Genomic DNA, 15,868 nt, shown 5'->3' on the forward strand with positions numbered 1-15,868 from the left:
AAAGGCTAGCGGCCTGCGAGGACCCGCGCGAGGGAGTGTCGGAATGCTGCCTATCCTTGCCTGGAATGTCCCACCGTCCCCGTGTCGCGGTGTCCGTGTGCACCGGTGACCCCTGCTTGGAGCTATGGAGCATCTCGTGTACTTCACCGATCGCGGTATCGAGGAGCTGGAGAGCCGGCGCGGCGAGGAGGAGGTCACCTTCGAGTGGCTCGCCTCCCGGCTGCGCGAGTTCGTCGACCTCAATCCCGACTTCGAGATCCCCGTGGAGCGGCTGGCCACCTGGCTGGCCCGGCTGGACGACGAGGACGACGACGAGGAGTGACGGCCCGCGCGGGCGCCGCACCGGCGCCCATCGACACCGCTCGGGGACGGCTCGAGTACGGCTCAGGACCGCGGAACAGGCCGCTTGACTTCTCCAGTACGCGATATATCGTGTCTCTCAAGAGACGCGATATGTTGCGTTGCCTGACGTACCACCGAGGAGGGTCGACATGAGCGGCACGTCGGAATGGACCGTGACGGAACCACACAAGCTTGTCTTCGACGCGCAGGTCGACACGGTGCGCGTGCGCATCGTCGGCGGCGCGGTGAACGTCGTCGGTGTCGAGGAGGGCCCGGCCCGGCTGGAGGTCAGTGAGCTCGACGGACCGCCGCTGCTCGTCAGCCTCAAGGGCGGCGTCCTCACCGTCGGCTATGACGACCTGCCCTGGAAGGGCTTCCTCAAGTGGCTCGGCGGCAAGGGCTGGGAGCGGCACGCGGTCGTCTCGCTCGCCGTGCCGCAGCGCACCCGCGTCGAGGTCGGCGTGGTCGGCGCCAGCGCGGTGATCTCCGGCATCTCCGAAGCCACCCAGGTACGCGGGGTCAACGGGGACGTCACCCTGGTCGGCGTGGCCGGCTCGGTCAGCGCCAACACCATCTCGGGCAACGTCGAGGCCCAGGCGGTCTCCGGCGACCTGCACATCAACACCGTCTCCGGCGACCTGACCGTCGTCGAGGGCAGCGGCGCCCGCATCAAGGCCGACTCCGTCAGCGGCAACATGGTGCTCGACCTGGCCCCCGTCGAGACGCCCCCGGGCGCCGACGTCCGGCTGAACACCGTCTCCGGCGAGATCGCCATCCGCATCCCGGATCCCGCGAACGCCGAGGTCGACGCCAACACCGCCAGCGGCGCCGTGTCCTGCGCCTTCGAGGACCTGCGGGTCACCGGCCAGTGGGGCGCCAAGCGCATCACCGGACGGGTCGGCACCGGCGGCGCCCATCTGAAGGCCACCACCGTCTCCGGCGCCATCGCGCTGCTGCGCCGCCCACCGGTCGACGACGAGCCGGCCGGCGCGCTGACCGACGGGACCCCCTCACTCCGGAAGGACATCTGACATGGCCCCCGTCTTCGCCCACGGCCGCCTGCGGCTGTACCTCCTCAAGCTCCTGGACGAGGCCCCGCGCCACGGCTACGAGGTCATCCGGCTGCTGGAGGAGCGTTTCCACGGCCTCTACGCGCCCTCCGCCGGCACCGTCTACCCGCGGCTGGCCAAGCTGGAGAAGGAGGGCCTGGTCACCCACAGCACCGAGGGCGGCCGCAAGGTGTACTCCATCTCCGACGCCGGCCGCGCCGAACTGGCCGCCAGGGCCGACGAGATCGCCGACCTGGAGAACGAGATCCGCGAATCGGTCTCGACGCTGGCCGCCGAGATCCGCGAGGACGTCCGCGGCGCCGCCGGTGATCTGCGCCGGGAGATCCGGGCCGCGGCGCAGGAGGCTCGCAACTCCCCCGCGGGCAACGGTGTCGGCACCGACTTCCGCGCCATGAAGCAGGAGTGGAAGGACCAGGCCCGCCGCGCCAAGGAGGAGAGCCGCCGGGCCAAGGAGGATGCGCGCAACGCCCGCCTCCAGGCCAAGGAGGCGCAGGACTTCGCCCGGGTCGAGGTGCAGCGGATCGCCAAGCAGGTGCAGGAGCAGGTGCAGTCCCACGTCCGCGAGGGCGACTGGCAGGGCGGCCTCAAGGAGGGCCTCGCCGAACTCAACCGCGAACTGGGCGCGCTGGGCCGGGCCACCGGCCATATCTCGACCGCCTGGCCCGGCTACCTGAAGACCGATCCGGACGGCGCGACGAGCAGCACCACTGACGCGGACGCCGCCTCGGCCGAGGTGCCGGCGGACGCGCCCGACTGGGCCAGGGAGAACGACTCCGAGGACGCCGTCGCCGACCCGGGCCGCGAGCTGGAACGCCTCCTGGACCGTTTTCGCGACGACATCCGTGACGCGGCCCGCGACCGGGGCGTGGACGCCGGTCAGCTGCGCGAGACCCGCCGCCATCTGTCGACGGCGGCTGCCCGGATCGGCGCTGTGCTGCGCGGCCGCAAGGACTGACGCGGGGACGACGCGGGGACACGGACAGCGGGCTCCGACTGGTCGGAGCCCGCTGTCCGTCGGCCCGTCGTCAGCCCGTCGTCAGCACGATCTTTCCGAACAGCTCGCCGCCCGCCATCTTCTCGAAGCCCTCGCGGGCTCGTTCGAGCGGCAGTACGGAGTCGATCACCGGCCGGACACCGGTGGCCGCGCAGAAGCTGAGCAGATCCTCCAGCTCGTCCTTGGTGCCCATCGTCGAGCCGACGACCTTCAGCTCCAGGAAGAAGATCCGGGTGAGTTCGGCGGCCGGCGGGTTCGAGCCGCTCGTGGCGCCCGAGATCACCAGCGTGCCGCCGGGCCTGAGCGACTTCACCGAATGCGACCAGGTGGCGGCGCCCACCGTCTCGATCACCGCGTCGACCCGCCGCGGCAGCCGCGCGCCCGGCTCGAAGGCCTCCTCCGCGCCCAGCTCCACCGCGCGCTCACGCTTGGCCTTGTCCCGGCTCGTCGCGAACACCCGCAGCCCGGCCGCCTTCGCCAGCACGATCGCCGCCGTCGCCACCCCGCCGCCCGCGCCCTGCACCAGGACGGAATCGCCCGGCCGCACGCCCGCGTTGGTGAAGAGCATCCGGTACGCGGTCAGCCACGCGGTCGGCAGACAGGCCGCCTCCTCGAAGGAGAGCTCGGCGGGCTTCGGCAGCACGTTCCAGGCCGGCACCGACACCCGCTCGGCGAACGTCCCCTGGTACCGCTCGGTGAGGATCGAACGCGGCTCGTCCGGTCCGACGCCGTGCCCGGACTGGCCGATGACGGAGTGCAGGACGACCTCGTTGCCGTTCTCGTCGACACCCGCCGCGTCACAGCCGAGGATCATCGGCAGCCGCTCCTGCCCGAGCCCCACCCCGCGCAGCGACCACAGGTCGTGGTGGTTGAGCGACGCGGCCCGCACCGTGACCGTCGTCCACCCCTCCCGGCGTTCCGGCTCCGGGCGTTCCCCCAGCTCCAGGCCGTTCAGCGGCTGATCACGGTCGATACGTGCGGCATAGGCAGCGAACATGCCCAGAAACTATCGGCGCGATCGACATCCGGTGAAGACCCCGCCGTACGAAGCGACATACGTCACCCTGATCCCGTCACCCCCGGACACGTCACCCCTTGCCCTTGGTGCAACCTCCCGGGCCTCCCAGCGCACTGACACAGTGACGGGCGATCCGCCCACGCGGCACGGGGAGGGGACGACATGCGGCAGGACGGCAGCGCCGGCGGAGGCGACGACGACGCGTTGCACGCGTTCGTCGCCGGCAGACGGTTCGCGCTCTTCCGGAGCGCGTTCCTGCTGTGCGGCAACAGCGACGAGGCCGACGACCTCGTCCAGACGACACTGGTGAAGGTCATCCTGGGCTGGCGCCGGCTGGAGCGCCTCGACAATGTCGAGGCCTACGCCCGCAAGACGCTGGTCAACACCTTCATCGCCTCCCGCCGCCGCTTCTGGCACCGCGAGCAGCCCTACGGCGAACTCCCCGAGCGGATCGGCCCGGAGACCGACACCGACACCGGTGTGGCCGTCCGCGTCGCACTCTCCCGGCTCACGCCGCGGCAGCGCGCCGTGCTCGTCCTGCGGTACTGGGAGGACCTGAGCGTCGAGGCCACCGCCGAGGCGCTCGGCATGCGTGAGAACACCGTCAAGAGCCATACGGCACGCGGGATGGCGGCGCTGCGCGCCGAGATGCGGGAGGAGCGGGTATGAACCAGGACCAAGCGGTCAGAGAGCTGTTGCGGCGGGCCGTCGACGGTGTCGTCCCCGTGCCGAACGGTACGAGCGAGCGGATCTTCGCCCAGGCCCGGAGCATACGGCGGCGGCGCCGGCGGGCCCGGATCGCCGTTTCCGCGCTGGCTCTCGCCGGCGCGGTGACCGCCGGCCTGCTGCTGCCGGGTGCGGTGGACGCACGGCGGGTGCAGATCGCCGCCGGGTACAGCGGCCCGACGCAGACCGCGCTGCTCAGGGAGCTGCTCCCGCCGGAGGTGGGCCGGATCGAACTGAACAGCAAGCCCGGTAGCGGCAAGGACGTCGCGATCGGCGACGGGATGTACCTGGTGGCCAAGGGCGGGAAGTACGGCGAGATCTCGATCCACAATTTCGCTCCGGACGGGTCAGGGGCGCACGACGTCTGTGCCGAATTCGACACGAAGCGCTGGACGGCGGACTGCGGGAAGGTGGAACTGAGCGGCGGCCGCACGTTGTGGACCTGGCGCATCGTGCCCGGCATTCAGTTGTACGACGACGGCACGAAGAGCGTCGCGGGATACTGCGCCGGCCTGGGCCTTCCCGACGGCCGGACGATGTTCATCCAGGTCAACGCCGGCGACTCGCTGTCCGGCCGTCGCTCCGACCCCGCCTGGATGGCCGCGCCACCGTTGACCATGGCGCAGCTCCGCGATCTCGCGCTGCGCCCGGAGCTGCTCGTACCGCTGCCCAAGTCCTGACACCGGCGACGGCGGGCCGGCACCCATGGGTGCCGGCCCGCCGTCATTCCTGTCCTGCGACAACCCGCCCGGAGGGCGGTCAGCGGCGGGCGACGCCCTCCGCGCGGGCGGCGGCCGCGACCGCGGCGGTGACCGCCGGGGCGACCCGCTCGTCGAAGGGCGACGGGATGACGCAGTCGGCGCTGAGCTCGTCGGCGACGACGGCGGCCAGCGCCTCGGCGGCGGCGATCTTCATGCCCTCGGTGATGCGCGAGGCGCGCACCTGGAGGGCGCCGGCGAAGATGCCCGGGAACGCCAGGACGTTGTTGATCTGGTTCGGGAAGTCGCTGCGGCCGGTGGCGACGACGGCGGCGTACTTGTGTGCGACATCCGGGTGGATCTCCGGCGTCGGGTTGGCCATGGCGAAGATGAAGGCGCCCTTGGCCATGGTGGCCACCGCCTCCTCGCGCACGGTTCCGCCGGACACGCCGATGAAGACGTCGGCTCCGTCCAGGGCGGTCTCCAGCGAACCGGAAAGACCAGCCTTATTGGTGTACGTGGCCAGCTCGCGCTTGACGGAGTTCAGGTCGTCACGGCCGCCGTGCACGATCCCCTTGCGGTCGGTGACGGCGACATCGCCGATTCCCGCCTCGATGAGGATCTTGGCGATCGCGACCCCGGCCGCTCCCGCGCCCGAGATCACCGCGCGCAGCTGGCCCAGCGACCGGTTGGTGAGCTTGGCGGCGTTGCGCAGCGCGGCGAGCGTCACGACGGCGGTGCCGTGCTGGTCGTCGTGGAAGACCGGGATGTCGAGGCGCTCCTGCAGCTTCCGCTCGATCTCGAAGCAGCGGGGGGCGGAGATGTCCTCCAGGTTGACGCCGCCGAAGGACGGCGCCATCCGCACCACGGTTTCGACGATCTCGTCCACGTCCGTGCAGGCCAGCGCGATGGGGACCGCGTTGACCCCGCCGAACTGCTTGAAGAGGATCGCCTTGCCCTCCATCACCGGCAGGGAGGCTTCCGGGCCGATGTCACCGAGTCCGAGCACCGCGGTGCCGTCCGTGACCACGGCCACGACGTTGGACTTCCAGGTGTAGTCGTTCACCAGATCGGGCTGCTCGGCAATGGCCGTGCAGACCTTCGCGACACCCGGCGTGTAGGCGAGGGACAGATCGTCCGCATCGCGCACCGGCACGGTCGCGGCCACCTCCATCTTTCCGCCACGGTGCAGGGCGAAGACCGGATCGATGGGAAACGTGTCCGTATCGGTCCGAGGATTGACGATCTCCGCTGCCACAATTGACCCCTTTGTCTGATTTGGTTTCGAGGGTACTACCTCCAGAAATGGAGATAGGCGGGCTCGGCATCGGTACACCCAGGCACTTGAGTGGTCCTGAAGGCACCGGCGCCAGGCATGCCGCACGCATGCCATGGGCCCCGGGATGAGGGGTAAGGATCCGTTCTACCGGAAGACCGATTCCGCTGACGAGTCCTATTCGGTTCCGCCAGAAGGAGGCGAATCGGAAATAACGGCATACAGCGCGGCAAAAAGGCCCGAATGGGGAGTAACCGCGGATACTGTGTGCGACTGGTCGGCGTGGCCCCACCGTGGTCCGGCCTTGGTGTGCCGGCCCGGTGAGAGCCCGGGGATCGCCCGTTATCCGATTTTGACACAACTGGACCACTGACTGGGTCTGTCCGGATGGCAAGATGCGCACATCACACCGGGTGGCGACACTCGAATAGGGGATCCCCACCCACCGTCTTCCCCACTCCGCCCACATTCCGCAGGAGGAACCAGCAATGACCGCACGCACCACCCGTCGCTCGGCCGCCACATCTCGGATCACAGCGGTCGGCGCGATCGCGGTCGCGGGCACCCTGCTGCTCAGCGGCTGTGGCGACCAGACCAAGAAGGACAGCGGCCCCGACACCTCGACGAAGTCGAACAGTGCTCCGCTCTTCAACAAGCTGCCCAAGAAGTTCCAGGACGCCGGTGTCATCGAGGTCGGCACCGACGCCACGTACGCCCCGATGGAGCTGAAGCAGAACGGCACCATCGTCGGCGTCGACCCCGACATCGCCGCGGCGCTCGGCAAGCAGCTCGGCGTGACGTTCAAGTTCACCAGCGGCACCTTCGACGGCCTCCTGGCCGCGATGCAGACCGGCCGCTACGGCGTCGTCATGTCCTCCGTCAGCGACACCAAGGCCCGCCAGGAGGGCCTGGACGACAAGGGGCAGAAGACCGGTAAGGGCGTCGACTTCGTCGACTACTTCACCGCGAGCACCGGCATCCTGGTCAAGAAGGGCAACCCGGAGCACATCACCTCCGTCGACGACCTGTGCGGCAAGAAGCTGGCCGTCCAGCGCGGTACGACCTTCGAGGCGGCCGCCAAGGACCTCTCCAAGAAGTGCACGACGGACGGCAAGGGAGCGCTGTCCATCGAGTCCTTCCCGACCGACGCCGAGGCCCAGACCCGCGTCAAGGCCGGCGGAGCGGTCGCCGACCTGAACGACTCCCCGGTCGCCGCGTACATCGCCAAGACCGCGGGCGGCGGCAACGACTTCGAGTCGGTGGCCAACAAGTCCGACGCCGGACCGTTCGGCATCGCCGTGGACAAGAGCAACACGCAGCTGCGCGACGCGATCAAGCTGGCGATGGACGCGATCATCGCCGACGGCAGCTACAAGGCAGCCCTCGACAAGTGGGGCGCCGGCGACGGCGCGATCACCAAGGCCGCGATCAACGGCGGCTCCTGACCCCACGCGCTCCACTGAAGGGCAGTCGCAGTGACTGACAAATTCGATAAGGAACCCGCTGACGCTCCGTCGAGCGGGTCCGCCGGGACCGCCACCGCGGTCCCCGCGGAGGCCATCCGGGCGATCCCCGTACGCCATTACGGGCGCTGGATCAGTGCGGTCGTCGTCGTGGCCGTGCTGGCCGCACTGGTGTTCTCGTTCTCCCAGGGCGATGTGCGCTGGGCGACCGTGCCGGAGAAGCTGTTCGACCACTCCATCCTGACCGGTATGTGGCACACCATCCTCATCAGCGTCCTGTCGATGCTGATGGGGCTGCTGCTCGGTGTGCTCTTCGCCGTCATGCGGCTCTCCAAGAACCCGGTGACAGGCGGCGTCGCCTGGCTCTACATCTGGTTCTTCCGCGGCACCCCGGTCTATGTACAGCTGCTCATCTGGTTCAACCTGGCGCTGATCTTCCCGGTCCTGAACCTCGGCCCGATCTACAAGAACAACATGGTCGACGTCATGACCCCGTTCGTGGCCGCCCTGCTGGGGCTCGGTCTGAACGAGGGCGCCTACATGGCCGAGATCGTGCGGGCCGGCATCCAGTCGGTCGACGAGGGCCAGACCGAGGCGTCGCACGCCCTGGGCATGAAGCAGGGCCAGACCATGCGCCGCGTGGTGCTGCCGCAGGCCATGCGGGTGATCATCCCGCCGAGCGGCAACGAGTTCATCAACATGCTCAAGACGTCCTCGCTGGTCGTCGCCGTCCAGTACCAGGACCTGCTGCGCAGCGCGCAGGACATCGCCGCGAGTTCCTTCGCGACCATGGAGATGTTCTTCGTCGCGTCCATCTGGTACCTCGCCCTGACCAGCGTGTTCAGCGTCGGCCAGTACTACCTGGAACGCCGCTTCGCCCGGGGCTCGCTGCGCAGTCTGCCGCTCACCCCGTGGCAGAAGATCAAGGCGAATCTCAGCACGTTGCGCCGTCCGGAGGTGGCCCGATGACCGTTCAGCCCATGGTCAAGGCCGAGGCCGTCCACAAGTCGTTCGGCCTGGCGCACATCCTCAAGGGGATCGAGCTGGAGGTCGCGCCGCGCGAGGTGTTCTGCCTCGTCGGCCCGTCCGGCTCGGGCAAGTCCACCTTCCTGCGGTGCATCAACCACCTGGAGCAGATCAACGCCGGCCGCCTGTGGGTGGACGGCGAGCTGGTCGGCTACCGGCAGAAGGGCGACAAGCTCTACGAGCTGAAGGACAGCGAGGTCGCGGCGAAGCGGCGGGACATCGGCATGGTGTTCCAGCGCTTCAACCTCTTCCCGCACATGACGGCGATCGAGAACGTCATGGAAGCCCCGATGCAGGTCAAGGGCGAGTCGAAGGCGACCGCCCGGGCCCGCGCGGAGCGGCTGCTCGACCGGGTCGGCCTGGCCGACAAGGCGGCCAACTACCCCTCGCAGCTGTCCGGCGGACAGCAGCAGCGGGTGGCCATCGCCCGCGCGCTGGCGATGGAGCCGAAGCTGATGCTCTTCGACGAGCCGACCTCCGCGCTCGACCCGGAGCTCGTCGGTGACGTCCTCGACGTCATGCGCGGGCTCGCCGAGGACGGCATGACGATGATCGTCGTCACCCATGAGATGGGCTTCGCCCGCGAGGTGGGCGACGCGCTGGTCTTCATGGACGACGGCATCGTCGTCGAGGCGGGGAACCCCCGTGACGTCCTGAACAACCCGCAGCACGACCGCACCAAGGCGTTCCTGTCCAAGGTGCTGTGACCCGAACGGACGAGGCCGGACGGCCGGGCCGCGAGCCCGGCCGTCCGGCCTTCTCCTGTCCGGGGCGGCGCGCGTTGTTCCGCGCGTTATTTCAGGCCGAGCACCAGCGCGTCGGGGACCGAGCGCCAGACGGCGCGGGCCTCGGCGAAGCCGGCGTCGCGGAGCGCCTGGGCGTGCCATTCGACGGAGTGCGGCTCGCCGTCGGCGTGCGAGCCGAAGATCTCGTAGCGCTCGGCGACCGGTCCGGCCAGCAGCTCGTCCTGGCGGGCCAGGTCCCACCACTCGGTCCAGTCCAGCACGCCCTCCGCCTTCTCCCGCGCCATGCGCGCGTGCCGCAGCGCCCGCTCCGCCTCGTTGATCCGGGGCGTGGATTCGTCGGGCGCGTGGTCGGCGTTCATGAAGACCCCGCCGGGCCGCAGGACGCCGGCGACCCGGCCGTACAGCTCGCGCAGCGGATCCGTCCGCAGCCAGTGCAGCGCCGTCGCGGTGAGGACGGCGTCGTACTCCCGGTGCGGGAGCCGGTCGGTCCACCGCGGGTCGCGCAGATCGGCGGTGACGAACTCGATCCGCGACTCGCCCTCGAAGTGCCCCCGGGCGATGGTCAGCAGGGCCGGATCGAGGTCGACGCCGGTGGATCGCGCCTCGGGGAAGCGCCGCAGCACGCGGTCCGAGATACTGCCCGTGCCGCACGCGAGGTCCAGCACCTTGGGCGCGGGCCCGACCAATGCCTCGACCATGTCCAGCATCACCCGGAACCGCTCCTCGCGGTCCGGCAGGTACCACTCCTGCTGGCGGTCCCAGCTCTTCTGCCAGCTCTGCCAGTCCGCGGTGCGCACCGCGGGTGCCGTCGGTGCCGCCGGTGTACCCGTCATCGCCGTCTCCCCCGTTCGTAATACCCTGATAGCTACCTCGACCATTACTGAGCCTAGAACGCACGCGTAAGGATCACAAGTGGAACTGGCCTATTACTCGGACTACGCCGTGCGCCTGGTGAACAGCGAGGAGCCGGAACGCGGGACGGACGACCTCACCGGCGTCGACGCCGTCCGCGCGCTCTTCGGCGCCAGCACCCAGGCCGCCGCGCGCAGCACCGACGCCGACGTGCCCCGGCTGCGCGCCGTACGCACCCGGCTGCGCGGGGTCTTCGAGGCCGCCGACGAGGGCGACGAGGTACGCGCCGTGGACCTGCTCAACGCGCTGCTGCTGGAGTTCCCGGTCAGCCCGCAGATCTCCGGGCACGAACACCTCGACGAGACCGGCCGGCCCGACTGGCACATGCACCTCGCCGACCACGCCGCCACCGCCACCGCGGGATACGCCGCCACCGCCTGCATGGGGCTGGCCTTCCAGCTGACCGAACTGGGCGTGGACCGGCTGGGCATCTGCGAGGCGGCCCCCTGCCGCAACGCCTATGTCGACACATCGACCAACAGATCCCGCCGCTACTGCTCCGACCGCTGCGCGACCCGCGCGAACGTGGCGGCCTACCGCGCCCGCAAGCGCCTGGAGAACGAACGGTCCGCGCTCAGCGGCCGCACACAGGACGCCGCCCACGACAGCACCCCGGCCACCGACCTCTGAAGCCCCCGGGGCGGCCGGAACCGCACCAGGGCCCGGGCGAGCACCAAGTCGTCCGGCACCGTGCCGAATACGCTGCTGTCCGCGATCGGCCCGAAGGGATTGTCGGCGAGCACCCACCAGCCGCCCTCACGGCGCTCGACCGCCCGCTTCACGATGAGCAGGTCCTGCTGCAGCGGGTGCCGCAGGACCACGACGTCACCCTCCCGGACGTCCGCCGGGCCGTTGACGTTTCGCACGAACAGCCGATCGCCCTCGTAGAGCGTCGGGACCATCGAAGGACCGGTCACCTCGACCGCGTAGACCGGTCGGACCCGCCGTTCCCGCATGCTGCGCCTCCTCGTCCCTTCCTCCACCAGCCCCAGGGTGACACCAGACTTTTGTCCTAAGCCACATGGGGCACCCGAGAAAACGACTCCCCCAGGGAGTAATCTCCCACCTGGAAAGACGATCACAAGGAAGGACAGCCATGTTCTCTCGCCTGTTCGCGCCCAAGGTTAAGGTCAGCGCCCACTGCGACCTGCCCTGCGGCGTATACGACCCGGCCCAGGCCCGCATCGAGGCCGAGTCGGTCAAGGCCGTCCAGGAGAAGTACCAGGCCAACGAGGACCCGGACTTCCGGACCCGCGCCATCATCATCAAGGAGCAGCGCGCGGAGCTCGCCAAGCACCACATCTCGGTGCTGTGGAGCGACTACTTCAAGCCGCCGCACTTCGAGAAGTACCCGGAGCTGCACCAGCTCATCAACGACGCCCTCAAGGCAGGCAGTGCTGCCAAGGCGTCGAACGACCCGAAGACCGGCGAGAAGCTCCTCGAGCTGATCGCCCAGATCGACACCATCTTCTGGGAGACCAAGAAGGCCTGAGCTCCACCGGGGCCCTCGGCCTGTGACAACACCACGGTCACAGACCATTCGCCCGTACCCGGTCCGCGTTCGCGTACCGGGTACGGGCGTTCTCGCGTTCCGGGCCCGGGTGTTCAGGCGCGGTCGCTCTCCAGGGCCTGGTGGGTGACGCGCAGGGCGTGGTCGGACTTCTCGTAGGTGCGCTGCGCCACGCAGACGAAGAGGCAGTCGACGACGACCAGTTGGCTGATCCGGCTGGCCATCGCGCCGGGCCGGAAGGTCGTCTCGCGGCCCGCCGACGCCAGGACGAAGTCGGCCAGCCGGGCGGCCGACGACTGCGGGTGGTTGGTGATGACGACGGTGGTCGCGCCCTCCGCGGCGGCCCGGCGCAGCGGCTCCAGGACGTCGCGGCTCTCGCCGGAGTGCGACACGGCGAGGAAGACGTCGCCGGGGCCGAGCAGCACCGCGCTGGTCAGCGCGGACTGGGAGTCGCCGTGTGCGTGGCAGGGCCGTCCTATGCGCTGCAGCTTCTGGTGCAGGTCCTGCGCGACCAGCCCGGACGCGCCGACGCCGGCGATGTGCAGCTGGCCGTCGCCGCAGACCGCGAGCACGGCGCCCAGCAACTGCCCCGGATCGAGCTGGGTCTCGGTCTCCAGGACGGCCTGGGACTCGGTGTGCACCAGCTTGGCCATCACTTCCGCGGGTGAGTCCTGCCGGGTGATCCCCGAGGTCAGGGTCGAGCGCGGGGGCTGCCGGGCGGCCGAGGCGGCCAGCGCCAGCCGGAGCTCGGGGTAGCCGGAGAAGCCCAGCGCCCTGGCGGTCCTGACGATCGACGAGTCGCTGGTGCCGGCCAGCGCGCTCAGTTCGGAGATCGTGCTGCGGGCGACCTGGGCCGGGTCCTCGACGATCAGCCGGGCGATGCGCGCGGAGGCGGGTGTCAGCGAGGGCAGCAGCCCGCGTACCGTCGCGGCGAGCCCGTCGCCGGGCCCGGCTGGGGATTCCCGCTCCCGCTCCAGGCCCGGGCCGCCGGAGAGGTCTGTGCCGTTCGTGCCGTCCGTCTTCACGGGAGAAGAATGCACCGGGGGCGGCCCTTTTCGGGAGCTTCTTCCGCGGCCCGGGGGACTTGTGAGGCCATTGCGGCGGTTTGCGACCCGCGGGCTGCCGACCTCACCCGTGCGGGTGACAATGACGAGGTGACCGCCACCGGCCTGCCGCTCGACGCGCTGCGACCCCGGCTGCCCTCACCGCTGGTCGCGATCGAGGACGCCCGGCTCGCGCGGCACGGCGTCCGGTTGCTGCTGAAGCGGGACGATCTGATCCATCCGGACCTGCCGGGCAACAAATGGCGCAAGCTGCGGCTCAACCTCCAGGCCGCCGCGGACGCCGGCCACGACACCCTGCTGACGTTCGGCGGCGCCTACTCCAACCATCTGCGCGCGACCGCGGCCGCCGGACGGCTGCTCGGCTTCACGACCATCGGCGTCGTACGCGGCGACGAGCTGGCCCGGCGCCCGCTGAACGACTCGCTGGCCCGCGCCGCGGCCGACGGCATGCGGCTGGCCTTCGTCGACCGGACCACGTACCGCCGCAAGGCCGAGCCGGACGTCGCCGAAGAGCTGCGGGAGCGCTTCGGCCGCTGCTACGTGGTGCCCGAGGGCGGCAGCAACGCGCTGGCGGCCCAGGGCTGTGCCGAGCTGGGCCGGGAGCTGCGCGGCGAGGCGGACGTCGTCGCGGTGGCCTGCGGCACCGGGGGCACGCTGGCCGGGCTGGCCGCGGGGCTGGCGCCCGGCGGCCAGCGCGCGATCGGCTTCCCGGTCCTCAAGGGCGGCTTCCTCGGCGCCGCCGTCCAGCGGCTGCAGGAGGACGCGTTCGGCGGGCGGACCGGCGACTGGACGCTCGACGAGCGCTTCCACCACGGCGGGTACGCCCGCACCACCCCCGGCCTGGACGCCTTCGCGGCGGACTTCGCCGTCCGGCACGGCCTGGTCCCGGACCGCGTCTACGTGGCGAAGATGCTGCACGGCCTGTTCACCCTGGCGGACGAGGGGGCCTTCTCCCCCGGCACCCGCCTCGCGGCCGTCGTGACCGGATGAGGCATGACCGGATGAGGACGGACAACGCGTGCTGATCGAACGCGCCTACGCGCATGTTCCCGCCACCGACGAGTTCCCGCCCGGCGTCTGGCCCTGGCGGGTCCCCGCCGTCGCCCAGCTGCTCGACGGCGGGCTGCGCTTCACCTCCCCGATCACCTTCCTCGTCGGCGAGAACGGCTCCGGCAAGTCCACCCTCGTCGAGGCGCTCGCGGAGGGCTTCGGCCTGGACTCGTACGGCGGCCGGGCCGGATACAAGTACGCGAGCAACCGCGAGAAGTCCGATCTGGGCCAGCGGATCCGCTTCGACGCCACCCGGTCCGGCCGCCGCATGCTCGACGGCCCCCGCACCCGCCGCAAGGGCTTCTTCCTGCGCGCGGAGACCGCCCTGGACGCCCTGGAGCGCGAGGACGTCGCCGTGCACACCATGAGCCACGGAGAGGGCTTCCTGACGGCCTTCCGCGAGATGTTCCGGCAGCCCGGCCTGTACGTGATGGACGAGCCGGAGGCGGCGCTCTCCTTCACGTCCTGTCTGCACCTGGTGGGCCTGATGCACGAGCTCGCCGGCACCGGCGCCCAGGTGATCTGCGCCACTCACTCACCGCTGCTGACCGCGACCCCGGGCGCCACGATCCTCGAGATCGGCGAGGACGGAGCGCATTCCGCGCGCTGGGAGGACCTGGCGATCGTCGACCACTGGCGCCGGTATCTGACCGATCCCAACGCTTACCTGCGCCACATCATCGGGACGTAACCTGGGCTCATGATCCGAGCCGCCACCCCCGCCGACGTCCCGGCGATCCACGCCATGATCCGCGAACTCGCGGAGTACGAAAAGGCGCTGGCGGAAGCCCGCGCGACGCCGGAGCAACTGCACGACGCCCTTTTCTGCGAGCACCCGGCGATCTTCGCCCTGATCGCGGAGGACGATTCCACGGACGCGCCCGCAGCCGGCCCCGAGGACGTATCCGGTGATTCGTCCGGGGACCGCACGGTGGGATTCGCCCTGTGGTTCCGGAATTTCTCCACCTGGACGGGCACACACGGGGTGTACCTGGAGGATCTGTACGTAAAGCCCGAAGCGCGCGGCGGCGGCCACGGCAAGGCACTCCTGGCCGAACTGGCCTCGATCTGCGTCACACGCGGCTACGAGCGCTTCGAATGGGCAGTACTGGACTGGAACGATCCCGCGATCGGCTTCTACCGCTCCATCGGCGCCTTCGGACAGGACGGCTGGACCGTGCAACGACTGACCGGCGAACCGCTCCGCACCCTCGCCGACCTGGCAGTCCACCCGGGCGTGGGCAACGATGCGACATCTCTTTCGAATTGAGACCGCACACCCCTAGCCACGTTGCGTACTCATACGCTTACCATGGGTGACAGTCGTGGGGTGTCGGGCCAGGGCTCACTCATGGCGGCGGCAGTGCTCCGTCCGGGCGACATCAGGGCACAGATCGCGATAGCGTCGCTGGCGAACCAGAGCAATCACTGTGTGCCACCTTGGAGGTGAGGGTGTCCCAGATCGCAGGCGAGCCCGGGACGAAGGACTTCGTTGAGGTCCGGCTGCCCGCGGCGGGGGCCTATCTGTCGGTGTTGCGTACGGCTACGGCCGGACTCGCGGCACGGCTGGACTTCACCCTCGACGAGATCGAAGACCTGCGCATCGCCGTGGACGAGGCGTGCGCGATCCTGCTGCAGCAGGCCGTTCCCGGCAGCGTATTGAGTTGCGTCTTCCGACTCGTCGGAGACGCTCTGTGGGTGAGAGTTTCGGCGCCCACGACCGATGGTCGCGCTCCGGAGCGGGACACCTTCGCCTGGACAGTGCTCTCCGCACTGGCGGGCGAGGTGGATGCCACGGTCGCGGAGGACAAGACCGTCAGCATCAGCCTGCACAAGAAGCGCGGTGCCGGCCCCGGACAGTCGTGAGGTCCCCAGATGCAGGCAGCCCGCAGGCGCGGACCCGAAGCAGGTCAGCGTGTCCCGGTCCCCCGAAGGGCCGGTAACGGTACAACCGTGCACGGAACGGGGAAACG

General features: G+C 70.1%; 19 protein-coding genes. 14 read left to right on the forward strand and 5 right to left on the reverse strand.

Annotation, left to right across the window (positions count from 1 at the left end; genetic code table 11):
- Window positions 1-136 precede the first annotated feature (136 nt).
- The 3 genes from C6N31_RS00340 to C6N31_RS00350 all read left to right on the forward strand — a co-directional run bounded on the left by C6N31_RS00340 (window position 137) and on the right by C6N31_RS00350 (window position 2,367).
- Complete coding sequence (locus C6N31_RS00340; protein ID WP_138350891.1) at window positions 137-322, forward strand: DUF6104 family protein; 186 nt, start codon at window positions 137-139, stop codon at window positions 320-322.
- 169 nt (window positions 323-491) lie between these two features.
- The gene (locus C6N31_RS00345; RefSeq protein ID WP_138350892.1) at window positions 492-1,373 is read left to right on the forward strand and encodes a DUF4097 family beta strand repeat-containing protein; all 882 of its coding nucleotides are present in this window, start codon (window positions 492-494) and stop codon (window positions 1,371-1,373) included.
- A 1-nt stretch (window position 1,374) separates the two neighbouring features.
- Window positions 1,375-2,367 (forward strand): PadR family transcriptional regulator, encoded by a 993-nt coding sequence (locus C6N31_RS00350; protein WP_138350893.1) that lies wholly within the window; start codon window positions 1,375-1,377, stop codon window positions 2,365-2,367.
- 70 nt (window positions 2,368-2,437) lie between these two features.
- On the opposite strand, the gene C6N31_RS00355 is transcribed toward C6N31_RS00350, so the two are convergent.
- The gene (locus C6N31_RS00355) at window positions 2,438-3,403 is read right to left on the reverse strand and encodes a zinc-binding dehydrogenase (RefSeq protein ID WP_138350894.1); all 966 of its coding nucleotides are present in this window, start codon (window positions 3,401-3,403) and stop codon (window positions 2,438-2,440) included.
- A gap of 183 nt (window positions 3,404-3,586) precedes the next feature.
- On the opposite strand from C6N31_RS00355, the gene C6N31_RS00360 reads away from it, so the two are divergent.
- Both C6N31_RS00360 and C6N31_RS00365 read left to right on the forward strand, forming a co-directional pair.
- The gene (locus tag C6N31_RS00360) at window positions 3,587-4,093 is read left to right on the forward strand and encodes a SigE family RNA polymerase sigma factor (RefSeq protein ID WP_138350895.1); all 507 of its coding nucleotides are present in this window, start codon (window positions 3,587-3,589) and stop codon (window positions 4,091-4,093) included.
- On the forward strand, window positions 4,090-4,830 hold the full coding sequence (locus C6N31_RS00365) for a hypothetical protein (RefSeq protein WP_138350896.1): 741 nt from the start codon (window positions 4,090-4,092) through the stop codon (window positions 4,828-4,830). The genes C6N31_RS00360 and C6N31_RS00365 overlap by 4 nt, the downstream gene beginning before the upstream one ends.
- A gap of 79 nt (window positions 4,831-4,909) precedes the next feature.
- Here the strand turns inward: C6N31_RS00365 and C6N31_RS00370 are convergent, their stop codons facing one another.
- The gene (locus C6N31_RS00370) at window positions 4,910-6,106 is read right to left on the reverse strand and encodes an NAD(P)-dependent malic enzyme (RefSeq protein WP_138350897.1); all 1,197 of its coding nucleotides are present in this window, start codon (window positions 6,104-6,106) and stop codon (window positions 4,910-4,912) included.
- A 506-nt stretch (window positions 6,107-6,612) separates the two neighbouring features.
- Here C6N31_RS00370 and C6N31_RS00375 point away from each other — a divergent pair.
- From C6N31_RS00375 to C6N31_RS00385, 3 genes are read left to right on the forward strand one after another with little or no spacing between them, the layout of a single operon-like run.
- Window positions 6,613-7,569 carry an ABC transporter substrate-binding protein gene (locus tag C6N31_RS00375; RefSeq protein ID WP_138350898.1) on the forward strand — a complete coding sequence of 319 codons (957 nt, stop codon included), beginning with the start codon at window positions 6,613-6,615 and terminating at the stop codon, window positions 7,567-7,569.
- Between the two features lie 30 nt (window positions 7,570-7,599).
- Window positions 7,600-8,556 (forward strand): amino acid ABC transporter permease, encoded by a 957-nt coding sequence (locus C6N31_RS00380; RefSeq protein WP_138350899.1) that lies wholly within the window; start codon window positions 7,600-7,602, stop codon window positions 8,554-8,556.
- Window positions 8,553-9,320, forward strand: a complete 768-nt coding sequence (locus C6N31_RS00385) for an amino acid ABC transporter ATP-binding protein (RefSeq protein ID WP_138350900.1) — start codon at window positions 8,553-8,555, stop codon at window positions 9,318-9,320. The genes C6N31_RS00380 and C6N31_RS00385 overlap by 4 nt, the downstream gene beginning before the upstream one ends.
- An 86-nt stretch (window positions 9,321-9,406) precedes the next feature.
- Here C6N31_RS00385 and C6N31_RS00390 read toward each other — a convergent pair whose 3' ends face one another.
- Complete coding sequence (locus C6N31_RS00390; RefSeq protein ID WP_138350901.1) at window positions 9,407-10,192, reverse strand: class I SAM-dependent methyltransferase; 786 nt, start codon at window positions 10,190-10,192, stop codon at window positions 9,407-9,409.
- Between the two features lie 79 nt (window positions 10,193-10,271).
- Here C6N31_RS00390 and C6N31_RS00395 point away from each other — a divergent pair, with 79 nt between their 5' ends.
- Window positions 10,272-10,901, forward strand: a complete 630-nt coding sequence (locus C6N31_RS00395) for a CGNR zinc finger domain-containing protein (protein WP_138350902.1) — start codon at window positions 10,272-10,274, stop codon at window positions 10,899-10,901.
- On the opposite strand, the gene sodX is transcribed toward C6N31_RS00395, so the two are convergent.
- Window positions 10,805-11,227, reverse strand: a complete 423-nt coding sequence (gene sodX / locus C6N31_RS00400; protein WP_198356992.1) for a nickel-type superoxide dismutase maturation protease — start codon at window positions 11,225-11,227, stop codon at window positions 10,805-10,807. The two genes, C6N31_RS00395 and sodX, sit on opposite strands and share 97 nt — an antisense overlap.
- Before the next feature lie 140 nt (window positions 11,228-11,367).
- Between sodX and sodN the strand changes: the two genes are divergently transcribed.
- A complete protein-coding gene (gene sodN, locus C6N31_RS00405) occupies window positions 11,368-11,763 on the forward strand; it encodes a superoxide dismutase, Ni (RefSeq protein ID WP_138350904.1) in 396 nt (131 codons plus the stop codon).
- 113 nt (window positions 11,764-11,876) lie between these two features.
- On the opposite strand, the gene C6N31_RS00410 is transcribed toward sodN, so the two are convergent.
- Window positions 11,877-12,806, reverse strand: a complete 930-nt coding sequence (locus C6N31_RS00410; RefSeq protein WP_244809409.1) for a MurR/RpiR family transcriptional regulator — start codon at window positions 12,804-12,806, stop codon at window positions 11,877-11,879.
- A gap of 129 nt (window positions 12,807-12,935) precedes the next feature.
- Here C6N31_RS00410 and C6N31_RS00415 point away from each other — a divergent pair, with 129 nt between their 5' ends.
- From C6N31_RS00415 to C6N31_RS00430, 4 genes are all read left to right on the forward strand, one after another.
- The gene (locus C6N31_RS00415) at window positions 12,936-13,835 is read left to right on the forward strand and encodes a 1-aminocyclopropane-1-carboxylate deaminase/D-cysteine desulfhydrase (protein WP_244809407.1); all 900 of its coding nucleotides are present in this window, start codon (window positions 12,936-12,938) and stop codon (window positions 13,833-13,835) included.
- Window positions 13,836-13,863: 28 nt separating this feature from the next.
- The gene (locus C6N31_RS00420; RefSeq protein WP_138350906.1) at window positions 13,864-14,586 is read left to right on the forward strand and encodes an AAA family ATPase; all 723 of its coding nucleotides are present in this window, start codon (window positions 13,864-13,866) and stop codon (window positions 14,584-14,586) included.
- A gap of 9 nt (window positions 14,587-14,595) precedes the next feature.
- Window positions 14,596-15,165 (forward strand): GNAT family N-acetyltransferase, encoded by a 570-nt coding sequence (locus tag C6N31_RS00425; protein WP_138350907.1) that lies wholly within the window; start codon window positions 14,596-14,598, stop codon window positions 15,163-15,165.
- 182 nt (window positions 15,166-15,347) lie between these two features.
- Window positions 15,348-15,761, forward strand: coding sequence for an ATP-binding protein (locus C6N31_RS00430; protein ID WP_138350908.1), 414 nt, complete (start codon window positions 15,348-15,350; stop codon window positions 15,759-15,761).
- Window positions 15,762-15,868 lie beyond the last annotated feature (107 nt).

Origin of the sequence: Streptomyces fildesensis (assembly GCF_016107395.1) — a bacterium.
GTDB lineage: Bacteria > Actinomycetota > Actinomycetes > Streptomycetales > Streptomycetaceae > Actinacidiphila > Actinacidiphila fildesensis.